We start from the raw sequence: 13,721 nt of genomic DNA, 5'->3' as shown, positions 1-13,721 counted from the left end.
GCGAGCCTGTATTCAAGGAAGCTCGCCTTTTAATTTGGAATTATGCCTGTGTTACCTTTTCCGCCAAATTCTGTTCAATATACCCTACTTCCCCATCTCGCACATGGATGATGGAATCCGCTCTTGCTGCGAGATCCAAATCATGTGTCACTAATACGATAGTCATCTTTTGCTCCTCACGAAGACCTTCAATTAAATCGATGATTCGCTTTCCTGTTTCGGAGTCCAAATTTCCTGTCGGTTCGTCCGCCAATAATATCCTTGGTTTAATGACCATCGCGCGGGCGATTGCAACCCGCTGTTGTTCACCACCGGAAAGTTTGCTTGGCAGGTGATTCATTCGGTGTTCAAGACCGACGCGTTTGAGCGATTCTTTTGCAAGTTCCACAACCTCTTTGGATGAAGTTGTCGATAACAGCGGCATCATTACATTTTCTAATGCGGTAGCTGTCGGCAACAGGTGGAACTGTTGAAACACATAGCCGATGATACTCGCACGCATTTCCGCCATTTCATCGTCATTCATTCGATGGACTGGATCCCGGTTAATGTAGATTTCTCCGCCATCTATCGGTTCAAGGCCGCCTATAACATTGAGTAACGTAGATTTACCAGAACCCGATGGACCGGTGATCGCAACATATCTACCGCGTTCAATGGAAAAAGTAACATCATTTAAAATTATTGTCTTGCTATTTCCGGTAATAAAGCTTTTTTTGACATTCTTCACATCAATCATTTCTATCATCTCCTTACCGGCATTCAAGCTTCCTTAAGCATGGAAGTTCCTTTCCGGTTCATCATCGTGACAAGAAGCAACGTAAATATCAACTGCTGCAGAACGGGCATAGCTAAAACAAGGATGCCGATCCACCAAGTAATCTGGAAGGAAGGGACTTGCAACAAAAGGATGAGCGCTGCTGTACTCCCTACAATTGTTCCGATTGCTGAAATGCCAATCGCCTCGATGATCAAATAAATCCGCACGCGTTTGAACTTCCAACCGATTGCTTTTAAGACGTGAAATTCCTTTTGCCGTTCAGACAAGTTCAAGTAAATTAATAAAAGCATGACGGCAGTTGTGAGGATTATCCCCATTGCCACATACAGATTTTGAAGTCCGGAAAGTTGCACGTTTAACGTTTCCCCGACAAAACTTACATGCAATTCATTCTGCAGTGATTGTTGTGTCGATAGGATAATGAAAATCATGAACGATGTCATCGCAATTACAAGGGCAAGCAATAAAAAACGTGCCGGTCTACGGAACATTTGATTGTATGCAAATCCGGTAATGCTTCTAATATTCAAAAGTCGGAAAGCCCTGCTGTCCTTCACTTCACTGTTCAAAGCCTGCCGCGGTGTTTGTATAATGGAGTGGCGGCTGCCGGAATAGTAGCTGATTCCAGTGATCAAGAATAAAATCAGGAATAGGAAAATGCTTTGGTAGCCATCCCCGATTGCAAACGAACGATTCACAATTGAAAACGGAATGACGGGAAGTATCGAAATCAATAGAACTTCAACGATCAGAATACGAACAATCTTTTTCCGTTTCCATCCAACCGATCGAAGAATCGCAAAATCAGCTGACCGTTTCAACAGGCTATGGGTGAGAACTCCTTGCCTGAGAATGAGAAATATTCGGGGTTAAATGAGAACCTTTTGCCACCGAACGGGAACTGGTCTTGGTTATACGAGAACTTATTGCATTAGAATGAGAAATTATGGGGAGGAAACGAGAACTTCATCATAGAAAAAGAGAACTCTTCATCAATGTTTTGTAGAAATCAAAGATGAACTATGATAATATACTGGTATTAGTACCAAGTGCTAATCCGGAAGGGTGAAACGAGTGAGAATGCCAAAAAGGGAGAGGCAACGCCAGCTTGAAATGAGCCTCGAACAAAATCCTTTTCTGACAGACGAAGAATTGTCCAAGCAATTTAAAGTAAGCGTCCAGACGATTCGCTTAGATCGATTGGAATGTGGAATTCCGGAATTACGTGAACGATTGAAAACGGTAGCTGCACGAACAATCGATGCAGAGGTGAAATCCATTCAGTCTGATGAAGTCATCGGTGAAATCGTTGACATCGAGTTGGACAAGAGGGCGATTTCCATATTCGATGTTACTGATGATCATGTCTTCAGACGAAGCGGAATAGCCCGTGGCCATCATTTATTTGCGCAGGCGAACTCTTTGGCCGTAGCAGTATTAGATGATGATCTTGCCTTGACAGTCACATCGACACTCAATTTTTTGAAGCCAGTTAGATCGGGTGACCGTGTAATTTCACGCGCCACTGTGGATAAAGAGCGTTCAAATGAGAAAAGGACATTCGTCGATGTCGTTTCTACAGTTGAAAACGAAACGGTTTTCACAGGTGAATTCCAGATGTACCAGACTACGAACCACAGTAGGAGTGAAGTAAAATGATTATTGCATTAGACGGAATGGGCGGAGATAACGCACCGGGTGAAATCATCGCAGGCGCTCTCCAAAGTCTAAATGAATTTGAAGATATACATATACATATTTATGGAAATGAAGAAATGATGGCTCCGTATTTAAAAGAACATGATCGGTTAAAAGTGTTCCATTGTTCAGAGAAGATTGAACCAGATGATGAACCCGTTCGAGCTATCAGAAAGAAAAAAGATGCATCAATGGTGAGAATGGCACAAGCAGGAAAGGATGGAGAGGCAGATGCTTGTGTTTCGGCTGGAAACACCGGCGCACTTATGGCGGCAGGTCTATTCGTTGTAGGTCGTATAAAAGGTATTGACCGTCCTGCACTGTCACCGACACTACCAACTATAGAAGGTCAAGGTTTCGTCTTTTTGGATGTCGGAGCCAATGCCGATGCCAAACCGGTCCATTTACAGCAATACGCAATTATGGGAAGTATTTATGCCGAAAAAGTCCGTGGAATTCAAAGGCCACGTGTAGGACTATTGAATATTGGTACCGAAGAAGGCAAAGGAAATGAATTGACGAAAGCTGCATATGATCTTCTTTCCGAGGCGCCGATCAATTTTATCGGTAATGTGGAATCGAGGGATTTATTAAGTGGAGCGGCAGACGTCGTTGTTACCGACGGTTTTACAGGAAATATGGTGCTTAAAACGATTGAAGGTACAGCTCTTAGCTTCTTCACGATGTTGAAGGAAGTTTACGGCGCTTCATTAAAATCAAAACTGTCCGCTGCAATGGTCAAGGATGGCCTACGGGGATTAAAAAAGAAGATGGATTACACGGAATATGGGGGAGCTGGTCTCTTCGGCTTAAATTCTCCTGTCATTAAAGCGCATGGTTCGTCTAATGCCAATGCGATATTAAATGCAATTAGACAAGCTAGGACGATGGTTAAATACGATGTCTGTGGAACAATTGGAAGGACAGTTGGAAAGGTGGAGGCGGAGTGACGAAAATAGCGTTTATATTCCCGGGTCAAGGTTCACAATCCGTAGGAATGGGAGAAGAGCTTTTCAATAGCGGTGGAAATTTCCTCGAACGTGCTGATGAAGTTTTGCAGTTCGGTTTAAGCAAATTACTCAAAGAAGGACCTCAAGAGGAACTGACATTAACGTACAATGCGCAGCCTGCACTTTTGACAGTAGGAGCAATGATCGCTTCGAAGCTTGTTGAAGGCGGCATTACACCTGACTATACGGCAGGACACAGTCTTGGTGAGTATACAGCTCTTGTTGCATCGGGAGTTCTATCATTCGAAGATGGAGTTTCCGTTGTCCATCAACGCGGCTTATTCATGAATGATGCAGTACCTGCGGGTGAAGGCGCGATGGCAGCCATTCTTGGATTGGATAGCGAGAAGCTACAAGAAGTGACGGACGCCATAACGGTAGAAGGAGATTCCGTCCAACCGGCGAACTTGAATTGCCCAGGTCAAATCGTCATATCAGGCACAAAAGCAGGTGTCGAAAAAGCTTGTGTGGCACTTAAAGAGGCAGGTGCGAAAAGAGCGATTCCACTTGATGTGAGCGGACCATTCCATTCATCCCTCATGAAGCCAGCTGCGGAACGTCTGAAAAAAGCTTTGGAAGAAGTTGAAATGAAAGACGCTTCTATCCCAGTTGTAGCGAATGTGAATGCAGAAACTGTTTCCGACCGTGAAGTGATCAAGCAGTTGTTAGTTGAACAACTTTATTCTCCAGTTCGTTGGGAAGATTCGGTACGTGAACTGATCAACCTTGGAGTTACGCATTTCATCGAATGTGGTCCAGGAAAAGTGCTCAGTGGACTTGTAAAGAAAATCGATCGATCTGTTACAGTGCTCCCAGTCTATGACGAAGAGACATTACAAGCAGTCATTGATGCAGCGAAAGGGTGGGAATAAGATGGGAAGATTTGAAGGGAAAACGGCGATTGTCACGGGTGCTTCAAGAGGAATTGGACGTGAGATTGCTATATTATTAGGTCGTGAGGGTGTTCGAGTTGCCGTCAACTACGGCGGTAGCAGAGAGAAAGCTGAAGAAGTTGTCCAACTGATTAAGGATTCTGGTAGCGATGCATTTGCAATCCAAGCGAACGTTTCAGACGCCAATCAAGTGAAACAAATGATTGACGCAACGATGGAAAACTTCGGTTCAATCGACTTCCTCGTGAACAATGCCGGCATCACAAGAGACAATCTCTTAATGCGCATGAAAGAGGACGAATGGGACGATGTTATCGACATCAACCTAAAAGGCGTATTCCTCTGCACAAAAGCTGTCACTCGCCAAATGATGAAACAACGTGCAGGAAAAATCGTCAATCTCGCTTCAATCGTCGGCGTCATCGGCAACCCTGGACAAGCGAACTATGTCGCAGCAAAAGCAGGTGTCATTGGCTTAACAAAAACAACTGCGAGAGAGCTTTCTTCAAGAAACATTACTGTTAACGCAGTCGCTCCAGGTTTCATAACGACTGACATGACAGACGCTCTTCCTGAAGACGTGAAAGCGCAAATGTTGGGCTCCATTCCTTTAGGCAAATTAGGCTCAGCCGAAGACGTCGCAGGAACAGTTGCGTTCTTACTATCCAACGATGCAAATTATATAACAGGACAAACTATTCATGTCGACGGCGGTATGGTAATGTAATAACCTGTACAATATTATTGTCCAGCTTCAGCGGCCAGGTGCTCGGGTCATAAGCCAGCCCGGCAGTGCGGCAAAAAGCGCCGCTTCGTGCCCACAGGATGCGGGTATGCAGTCGTTGCCACAGGAAGTGGCGAAATTAGACTGCCTTCCTTGTGTCTTATGCCTGTAGCACCTAAGCAGGCCGCTTACGCTTTTCTTGAGAGGAGGTGACTATGTTGTCAGTACTTGAACGTGTAACGAAAGTGGTTGTCGACCGTCTTGGTGTCGATGAAAGCGAAGTAAAACCTGAAGCTTCTTTCAAAGATGATCTCGGCGCAGACTCTTTGGATGTCGTTGAGCTTGTTATGGAATTAGAAGATGAATTCGATATGGAAATTTCCGATGACGATGCTGAAAAGATCGGAACTGTCGGTGACGCTGTGAAATATATCGAAGAAAAAGTGAATTAATTTCATTTATTCGTAAAACCGAAAAAATGGGCTCATTAATACTTCAACTAATATGAATGAATTTCCAACGAGATGCTTTCTTCCTTTCTTAAACCAAGAAAAGGAATGAAAGTATCTCTTTTCGGTTTTGCATGTAAGGCACGAACCGTGTAAAATTAAGAGAACTATGAAGTGAAAGGCAGAATCGCGATGAATAATAAACAGAAATATAAATATGCCTCCTCGCTACTCCCAGTCGAAGTGAGAAGAAAATTTAAAGGACTCCAAGATCGACTTTCTATCCAATTTAAGGATGAATCGCTTCTTTACAATGCATTTACACATTCTTCCTATGTAAATGAACATCGTCGTAAAAATTTCTCGGACAACGAGAGACTTGAATTCTTAGGCGATGCTGTATTGGAACTTGGTGTTTCTCGTTTTCTATTTGCAACTGAACCGGATATGAGCGAAGGCGAGCTAACGAAACTTAGGGCGGCAATTGTCTGTGAGCCCTCATTAGTCAAATTCTCCAATGAACTCCATTTCGGAGACTTTATCTTACTTGGCAAAGGTGAAGAACAAACAGGGGGTCGAACGCGGCCAGCTCTGCTTGCTGATGTTTTTGAAGCATTTATCGGAGCATTGTTTTTGGATCAAGGAATGGAACCAGTGACTACTTTCCTTGAACAAGTAGTTTTTCCGAAAATTGGAGACGGTGCTTTTTCGCATGTGATGGATTATAAGAGTCGCCTACAGGAGATTGTTCAACAGACCAATCATGGCAACCTGAATTACGAGATTGTTGAAGAGAAAGGTCCTGCGCATGCGAAAAAGTTTGTCACCGTCGTTAGATTGGAAAATCGTGAATTAGGAACAGGTATTGGAAGGTCGAAAAAAGAAGCCGAGCAGGATGCGGCCCGTCAAGCCATTCATGTATTAAAAGGCATTGAGGCCGAAGGAGAGAACTGATTGTGTTTCTTAAAAGAGTAGAGATTATCGGATTTAAATCATTTGCCGAGCGGATTGGAATCGATTTTGTACCGGGCGTGACCGCAATTGTCGGACCGAATGGCAGTGGGAAAAGTAATATCACAGATGCAATCCGTTGGGTGCTTGGTGAACAATCAGCAAAATCCCTACGGGGTGCCAAAATGGAAGATGTCATTTTTGCGGGTAGTGATTCAAGGAAGCCGCTGAATTACGCGGAAGTTACGTTGATCCTTGATAACACAAACGGGCTTTTTCCGCTGGATTACACGGAAATTAGTGTAAGCCGACGCGTCTTCCGCTCGGGTGAAAGCAATTATTTATTGAACGGTCAGCAATGCCGACTGAAAGATATTAATGATGTCTTCATGGATTCAGGATTGGGAAAAGAAGCTTTTTCAATCATTTCTCAAGGCCGGGTTGATGAGATCTTAAATAGCCGTCCAGAAGATAGAAGGAGTATTTTTGACGAAGCAGCAGGGGTTTTAAAATATAAGACAAGAAAGAGAAAAGCTGAACATAAGCTTTTTGAAACCGAAGATAATTTAGATCGTGTCCTTGATATTTTAAAGGAATTGGATGATCGAATCGGGCCACTTGAAAAAAATGCGAAAGCAGCTGAGAAACACGGGATTTTGTCCTCGGAAATCAGGGAGGCTGATGTCCGTCTCCTGAATTTTGATGGTGCTAAATTACGCAATGAAATAGTTGCGAAGACCAAATTACTGGAAGAGAAACGAGTCCAACGCGAAGGTTTTGAAAAAGAAATCGCAAAAGCCGAGCAACAGTCGAATTTATTGAAATCCCAATTGGCGGAAGCGGATCGAAAAATTGAATTGCTCCAAAAACAATTGGTCGAAATAAGCGCCGAAACTGAGAGATGGGAAGGACGCCGACTCTTAACCCTCGAAAAACAAAGGAACACGAAAGAACATATCAACCGCATCAACAATGAATTAGGGATTGCTCAAAAGGATAAAGAGGATCTTGTCGTTAAAATAGCTGCGATGAAGGAGAAAATGGAAATTACTTCTTCGGATTTAAATAAGATACAAATTGAAATGAATGAGATTTCCCAAATTCTGAAACGATCCGTTAAAGAAACCGAAGAAGAAATCAATGAGCTGAAGTCGTCTTATATCGATCTTTTAAATGAAGAAGCGACAGTGAGAAACGATTTGAAACATATCGATGAACGTTTACAGGGGGAGAAGTCCTCAGCGAACAGAATTGTTGAACAAACAACAGTTTTAAAACGCAAACTTAATGAATTGACCGAAAAACGATCGGGCCTATTGACCATTAAGGCTTCAATGAATGAAAAAAGAGCTCAAGCTGAAGCTGCATACAACTATTCCAATGGACTTTTCCAGGAATCTGAAACGGACTTAAGAAACCAACAGCAATTCATGCAAACCGCAATGAACAAGCAATCTGAAATGCAAGGAAGATTGCGTGCTCTTAAAAGCTTGGAGGCTGACTTTTCAGGTTTTTATTCAGGCGTAAGGGCTGTGTTAGTCGCAAATAAAGAAGGTCAATTACGCGGAGTGGATGGGGCAGTCGCGGAACTTATTAGTGTAGAAGATATGTACATCAAAGCGGTTGAGACTGCTTTGGGTGGTGCCATGCAGCATATCGTTACGGCATCCGAAGTTGAAGCACGAAATGCTATTGGTTATTTGAAAAAGAAAAATGCGGGACGCGCAACATTCTTACCACGAGATGTTATAAGATCGAGAAAAATTTCACCTGCATCTATTCGTATTGTTGAGGGGCACCCGGAATTCATCGGAACAGCAGACCAACTCGTGAGAACAGAACCTGTATTTACAGCCATCATTGAAAACCTCCTTGGTATGACGTTAGTCGCAAAGACATTATCCGGGGCATCCGCCATTGCGAAAACATTGGGATACAAGTTTCGGATAGTTACCCTTGACGGGGATGTGGTTAACGCTGGTGGTTCTCTAACAGGTGGTGGTGCAAAAGGTCAGTCGACCGTGTTTTCACGGAAAGCTGAATTGGATGCCCTAAGTGCACAGCTTGAACGAATGGACGCTTCCATAAAAACTGCAACGAAAAAAATGGGCGACTCCAAAATGAATGTAGCGCAGCATATGCACGATGCCGAAAAATACCGCCAACAGTTGGAAGGCATCCGTGAGGAAATGTCTTCAATTGATTCTGGTATCCGAGAATTGGATGTTGAAGTCAGGGCAATCGAATCGGAAATTTTCATTGCTGAAAAAGGAAAAGCTGGTTCGGAAAATATTGGTTCCGAGTTAACAAAACGAAAATCGGAATTACTTGAACAGCATATTGCGATAAAATCTTCACTCGAGTCGATTCAAAAGGAAGTGGAGACATTAGAGCGGTTGGCTTCCGATAGACGGAACGAAGAAGCTGCTTTCATTGCAAGGAATGGAGAACTTCGGGAGAAGGCGGCAATCCTTAGGGAGCAAAAAGGACATCAGCAATCCTTGATGGAGGAAATGGACAGGACGTTTGCCCAATTGGAGCAAAGAATCTCTACCCTTGTTGCTGAACAACGTCTGTATTCTGAGGATGAAAATGGCATCGAACTGTCACCGGAAGAGATATCTTCACGTATAGAGAAATCTGCAATGGAAAAGACAAAGATTGAACAAACATTGTTGGATGAAAGGGCAACGAGGAATCGACTATCAGATGGCCTGGAGCAGCAAGAGCATTCATTGAAAAGTATGCGAATCGAGGAAAACAAAGCTGTCTCGGCATTTAATGAAATAAATGTGGCCGTTTCACGTCTTGAAGTAAAATATGAATCTATCACAAACCGTTTATTGGACGAGTATGGACTCTATCCTGATTTTGAAAATGATGATGATTTTGATGTGGACAGGACGAGAATCCGTGTCGAGCAACTGAAGGGTGAACTTGATTCGATAGGTTCAGTAAACCCTGGCGCTATTCAGGAGTTTCAAGAAGTGTCTGAACGTCATGCATTTTTGACAGAGCAAAGGAATGATCTTTTAGAGGCCAAAAACACGTTGAATGAAGCAATGTCAGAAATGGATCAGGAAATGGAAATGAGATTCGGTACGACATTTAATGCGGTGAGAAGTCGGTTCCATACTGTTTTCAAGGAGATGTTCGGTGGCGGGGATGCGGATTTGATCCTTACGCAGCCTGATAACTTGTTGGATACAGGAGTTGAAATTGTTGCAAGGCCACCAGGTAAGAAGCTCCAAAACCTAAGTCTATTATCAGGCGGGGAACGAGCGCTTACAGCGATTACTTTATTGTTTTCCATCATTGAAGTGCGGCCTGTTCCATTCTGTATTTTGGATGAGGTTGAGGCGGCACTCGACGAAGCAAATGTCATCCGTTACAGTAAGTACTTGAAGAAGTTCTCTAACAATACTCAATTCATCGTTATCACCCATCGAAAGGGTACGATGGAAGGTGCGGATGTCCTTTACGGTGTTACAATGCAGGAATCTGGCGTCTCGAAATTGATTTCAGTACAATTGTCTGAAGTGCCTGCAGAAATAGTAGGATAGATAACCAAATAGCATGGTGAAAAGGAGAGAGTGGATTGTCATTTTTCAAGAAACTTAAAGAGAAAATCACGGGAACAAACGAAGCTGTAACAGAAAAGTTCAAAGACGGGCTTACGAAGACACGCGATTCCTTCACTTCGAAAGTTAATGATCTCGTTGCACGCTTCCGTGAAGTGGATGAGGACTTTTTTGAAGAGTTAGAGGAGCTTCTATTACAAGCCGATGTCGGTGTTGAAACCGTGATGGAGCTTGTTGATCAGCTACGATGGGAAGTTAAGAGGAAAAATATAAAGAATACAGATGGTATTCAATCTGTCATTTCCGAAAAGTTGGTGGAAATATACAAAGCCGGTGAGGAACTTGATACGAATCTGAATATACAAGATGATTTGACAGTAATTCTAATGGTTGGAGTCAACGGTGTCGGGAAAACGACGACTATCGGCAAACTTGCAGCCCGTCTAAAAGACGAAGGAAAGACAGTCATGCTTGCGGCGGGGGATACATTCCGTGCAGGTGCAATCGATCAGCTTGTTGTTTGGGGTGAACGGGTCGGTGTAGAAGTGATCCGTCAATCGGAAGGATCTGATCCTGCAGCTGTCATGTACGACGCGATTCGTGCAGCAAAAAATCGAAAGGTGGATGTCCTGATCTGTGACACTGCTGGCCGATTGCAAAATAAAGTAAACTTGATGAATGAATTGGAAAAAGTTCACCGTGTGATTGGTAAAGAGGTTGAAGGAGCGCCTCATGAAGTCCTTCTTGCGTTAGACGCAACTACTGGGCAGAATGCATTAATTCAGGCGCAGACATTCAAAGAAGCAACTAATGTAACTGGAATTGTTTTAACGAAGCTTGACGGGACAGCCAAGGGCGGAATCGTTTTAGCTATCCGCAACAAGCTGAATATCCCTGTTAAATTCGTAGGACTGGGTGAAGGAATGGATGATCTGCAACCATTTGACCCGGAGAAATACGTTTACGGGCTCTTTGCGGAAGGCTTGGAAATGGAAGCGGAAGAGTAATCGTTCAATCCGGCTTCGGAAGGCAACTGCTACGGTCTCTTCGGTCTGGAGAATAATGACAAAAAGCGTCTTTATCTCCAGCCCTCCATCGCCCGTCGCAGTTAAACGCCTTCCTCGGCATTATTAGACAAGTAAATTCACTTGACAGTTCTTGCAGGGAATATTAAGATTGGCAGAGGGGGCGATGCGGGATGCTTGAAAAAACGACGCGCGTTAACTTCCTCTATGATTTCTATCAGACTTTGTTGACCGATAAGCAGCGCATTTATATGCAGCTTTATTATCTTGATGATCTTTCACTTGGTGAAATTGCCGAGGAATATGGGGTTTCAAGGCAAGCGGTTTACGACAATGTCCGAAGAACAGAAGCTATGTTGGAAGACTATGAGAATAAATTGAATCTTTTTTCGAAATTCCAAAAAAGGATGGAGCTTGTTGACGAGCTTGAACACCTTTTATCTGATGACAATGGCCCATCCGAAAAAGTAAGGGTCCTGTTGACTGCATTTAAAGAACATGAGTAGGGGGTCTATGCATGGCATTTGAAGGTTTGGCCCAGCGCCTGCAAGGGACGCTTCAGAAAATAAAGGGCAAAGGTAAAATCAGTGAGGCAGACGTCAAAGAAATGATGCGAGAAGTGCGATTCGCACTAATCGAGGCAGACGTTAACTTGAAAGTCGTTAAAGAGTTCGTCAAGACGGTAAGTGAACGGGCGGTTGGTCAAGATGTGATGAAGAGCTTGACACCAGGCCAGCAAGTCGTGAAAATCGTTAAAGATGAATTGACGAATTTGATGGGCGGAGAGCAGAACCCGATCCAATTCGCAAGGAAATCGCCCACTGTTATCATGATGGTCGGACTGCAAGGGGCAGGTAAAACGACGACTACCGGAAAACTTGCGACAGTTCTTCGCAAACGTCATAATAAAAAACCATTGTTAGTTGCCGCTGACGTTTACCGTCCAGCCGCAATCCAGCAACTGCAAACACTTGGCAAACAATTGACGCTTCCTGTCTTTTCTTTAGGAACTGACGTGTCACCGGTTGAAATCGCGCGTCAAGCACTTGAGGAAGCAGCAAGAGAACATCATGATGTTGTCATCATCGATACAGCTGGACGATTGCATGTCGATGAGAAACTGATGCAGGAGCTTAAGGATATACAGGCTTTAAGCAAACCTGACGAAGTGTTCCTGGTTGTAGATGCGATGACGGGGCAAGACGCGGTCAATGTCGCTAAATCTTTTGATGAAGCAATAGGAATTACTGGTGTAGTTTTAACAAAATTAGACGGCGACACCCGTGGTGGTGCAGCATTGTCTATTCGTTCCGTTACCCAAAAACCGATTAAATTCGTTGGTATGGGAGAAAAAATGGACGCACTTGAACCATTCCATCCCGAGCGTATGGCTTCCCGGATTTTAGGGATGGGCGACGTCATGTCACTTATTGAAAAGGCTCAAGAAAATGTCGATGAGGAGAAGGCGAAGGAACTTGAACAGAAGTTCCGTACGCAAACTTTCACGCTCGACGACTTTTTGGACCAACTTCAGCAAGTGAAGAAAATGGGACCTCTTGACGAGATTCTGAAAATGATGCCTGGTATGAATAAAATAAAAGGCCTTGAAAACGCCCAAGTGGACGAAAGTCAGATGGGTCGCGTGGAGGCAGTCATTCGATCTATGACAATGGTGGAGAGAACAACTCCGGAAATCATCAACGCAAACAGAAAGAAAAGAATTGCAAAAGGGTCTGGAACATCCATCCAGGAAGTGAATCGACTGTTGAAGCAATTTGAAGACATGAAAAAAATGGTCAAACAGATGACCAATATGCAACAAAAGGGTAAAAAGAAAATGAAAATGCCTGGATTCGACTCTTTTTTTAGGTGAAACTGTTGATTTCACGCATTAATTTAAGGTGTTAAGAAAAAACACTTTACAAACATGAAAAACCTTGATAATATACTATCTTGTGTGAAACTATTCGGAGGTGCAAGTAAAAATGTCAGTAAAAATTCGTCTAAAACGTATGGGAGCTAAGAAAACTCCTTTCTATCGTATTGTAGTAGCAGATTCACGTTCACCACGTGATGGTCGTCAAATCGAAACAGTTGGTACTTACAACCCGCTTACAAAACCTGCGGAAGTAAAAATCGACGAAGAATTGGCGCTTAAATGGCTTCAAAACGGTGCTAAGCCATCTGATACAGTTCGTAACCTGTTCTCAGAGCAAGGCATCATGGAGAAATTCCATAACGCTAAATACGGTAAATAATCAGGAGGGTGGACATGAAGCAGCTGATTGAAACGATTGTCAAACCTTTAGTCGATCATCCCGGAGATGTTCAGGTCGATAAAGATGAACAACATCATCGAGTCACTTACAAACTTTCCGTCAATCCCGAAGATATGGGGAAAGTGATCGGAAAGCAGGGACGTGTTGCGAAAGCGATACGTACTATTGTTTACTCAGCGGCAGGCAGTCACCACGGTAAGAAAGTTTACCTTGATATCATTGACTGATTGAAAGCGAAAGCAAAAGATCAGACTAAACAACAGGCTCACCGGAACTTTTCCGAAAACCTGTGAAAAAGGAGGGAGCTCATGTTCCCTCCTTTTTTGTCTA

General features: G+C 43.5%; 14 protein-coding genes. 12 read left to right on the top strand and 2 right to left on the bottom strand.

Annotation, left to right across the window (positions count from 1 at the left end; all coding sequences use genetic code 11):
- Positions 1–40: 40 nt before the first annotated feature.
- Together ACFPZG_RS09955 and ACFPZG_RS09950 are read right to left on the bottom strand one after the other, a co-directional pair.
- Entirely contained in the window at positions 41–739 is a 699-nt protein-coding gene (locus ACFPZG_RS09955) for an ABC transporter ATP-binding protein (RefSeq protein ID WP_283731689.1), read from the bottom strand.
- Positions 740–762: 23 nt separating this feature from the next.
- On the bottom strand, positions 763–1,602 hold the full coding sequence (locus ACFPZG_RS09950; RefSeq protein WP_381426965.1) for an FtsX-like permease family protein: 840 nt from the start codon (positions 1,600–1,602) through the stop codon (positions 763–765).
- Positions 1,603–1,855: 253 nt separating this feature from the next.
- Here ACFPZG_RS09950 and fapR point away from each other — a divergent pair, with 253 nt between their 5' ends.
- The 12 genes from fapR to ACFPZG_RS09890 all read left to right on the top strand — a co-directional run bounded on the left by fapR (position 1,856) and on the right by ACFPZG_RS09890 (position 13,618).
- On the top strand, positions 1,856–2,440 hold the full coding sequence (gene fapR, locus ACFPZG_RS09945) for a transcription factor FapR (protein WP_283731692.1): 585 nt from the start codon (positions 1,856–1,858) through the stop codon (positions 2,438–2,440).
- Positions 2,437–3,429 carry a phosphate acyltransferase PlsX gene (gene plsX / locus ACFPZG_RS09940; RefSeq protein ID WP_283731693.1) on the top strand — a complete coding sequence of 331 codons (993 nt, stop codon included), beginning with the start codon at positions 2,437–2,439 and terminating at the stop codon, positions 3,427–3,429. Before fapR ends, plsX begins: the two co-directional genes overlap by 4 nt.
- Entirely contained in the window at positions 3,426–4,361 is a 936-nt protein-coding gene (gene fabD, locus ACFPZG_RS09935; protein ID WP_283731694.1) for an ACP S-malonyltransferase, read from the top strand. The genes plsX and fabD overlap by 4 nt, the downstream gene beginning before the upstream one ends.
- Position 4,362: 1 nt before the next feature.
- Positions 4,363–5,109, top strand: a complete 747-nt coding sequence (gene fabG / locus ACFPZG_RS09930; RefSeq protein WP_317940118.1) for a 3-oxoacyl-[acyl-carrier-protein] reductase — start codon at positions 4,363–4,365, stop codon at positions 5,107–5,109.
- A gap of 212 nt (positions 5,110–5,321) precedes the next feature.
- Positions 5,322–5,558, top strand: a complete 237-nt coding sequence (locus ACFPZG_RS09925; RefSeq protein WP_060209057.1) for an acyl carrier protein — start codon at positions 5,322–5,324, stop codon at positions 5,556–5,558.
- Positions 5,559–5,747: 189 nt separating this feature from the next.
- Complete coding sequence (gene rnc, locus ACFPZG_RS09920; protein ID WP_283734622.1) at positions 5,748–6,509, top strand: ribonuclease III; 762 nt, start codon at positions 5,748–5,750, stop codon at positions 6,507–6,509.
- A gap of 2 nt (positions 6,510–6,511) precedes the next feature.
- Positions 6,512–10,069 carry a chromosome segregation protein SMC gene (gene smc / locus ACFPZG_RS09915; RefSeq protein WP_317940117.1) on the top strand — a complete coding sequence of 1,186 codons (3,558 nt, stop codon included), beginning with the start codon at positions 6,512–6,514 and terminating at the stop codon, positions 10,067–10,069.
- A gap of 35 nt (positions 10,070–10,104) precedes the next feature.
- Positions 10,105–11,094 carry a signal recognition particle-docking protein FtsY gene (gene ftsY / locus ACFPZG_RS09910; RefSeq protein ID WP_283731699.1) on the top strand — a complete coding sequence of 330 codons (990 nt, stop codon included), beginning with the start codon at positions 10,105–10,107 and terminating at the stop codon, positions 11,092–11,094.
- Between the two features lie 191 nt (positions 11,095–11,285).
- Positions 11,286–11,618, top strand: coding sequence for a putative DNA-binding protein (locus tag ACFPZG_RS09905; protein WP_283731700.1), 333 nt, complete (start codon positions 11,286–11,288; stop codon positions 11,616–11,618).
- 11 nt (positions 11,619–11,629) lie between these two features.
- On the top strand, positions 11,630–12,985 hold the full coding sequence (gene ffh, locus ACFPZG_RS09900) for a signal recognition particle protein (RefSeq protein WP_283731701.1): 1,356 nt from the start codon (positions 11,630–11,632) through the stop codon (positions 12,983–12,985).
- 112 nt (positions 12,986–13,097) lie between these two features.
- Positions 13,098–13,370, top strand: a complete 273-nt coding sequence (gene rpsP, locus ACFPZG_RS09895; RefSeq protein ID WP_060209070.1) for a 30S ribosomal protein S16 — start codon at positions 13,098–13,100, stop codon at positions 13,368–13,370.
- 14 nt (positions 13,371–13,384) lie between these two features.
- Positions 13,385–13,618, top strand: coding sequence for a KH domain-containing protein (locus ACFPZG_RS09890; protein WP_283731702.1), 234 nt, complete (start codon positions 13,385–13,387; stop codon positions 13,616–13,618).
- The last annotated feature ends 103 nt before the right edge of the window (positions 13,619–13,721 follow it).

Source organism: Sporosarcina thermotolerans, from assembly GCF_042658975.1.
Classification (GTDB): Bacteria; Bacillota; Bacilli; order Bacillales_A; family Planococcaceae; genus Sporosarcina; species Sporosarcina thermotolerans.
This window is presented reverse-complemented; position numbering and strand designations above follow the sequence as displayed.

Coding starts and splice junctions, on each gene's coding strand:
- ffh (WP_283731701.1), top strand. CDS start 11,630: ATGGCATTTGAAGGTTTGGCCCAGCGCCTGCAAGGGACGCTTCAGAAA.
- ACFPZG_RS09890 (WP_283731702.1), top strand. CDS start 13,385: ATGAAGCAGCTGATTGAAACGATTGTCAAACCTTTAGTCGATCATCCC.
- rpsP (WP_060209070.1), top strand. CDS start 13,098: ATGTCAGTAAAAATTCGTCTAAAACGTATGGGAGCTAAGAAAACTCCT.
- plsX (WP_283731693.1), top strand. CDS start 2,437: ATGATTATTGCATTAGACGGAATGGGCGGAGATAACGCACCGGGTGAA.
- rnc (WP_283734622.1), top strand. CDS start 5,748: ATGAATAATAAACAGAAATATAAATATGCCTCCTCGCTACTCCCAGTC.
- ACFPZG_RS09925 (WP_060209057.1), top strand. CDS start 5,322: ATGTTGTCAGTACTTGAACGTGTAACGAAAGTGGTTGTCGACCGTCTT.
- fabG (WP_317940118.1), top strand. CDS start 4,363: ATGGGAAGATTTGAAGGGAAAACGGCGATTGTCACGGGTGCTTCAAGA.
- ACFPZG_RS09905 (WP_283731700.1), top strand. CDS start 11,286: ATGCTTGAAAAAACGACGCGCGTTAACTTCCTCTATGATTTCTATCAG.
- ACFPZG_RS09955 (WP_283731689.1), bottom strand. CDS start 739: ATGATTGATGTGAAGAATGTCAAAAAAAGCTTTATTACCGGAAATAGC.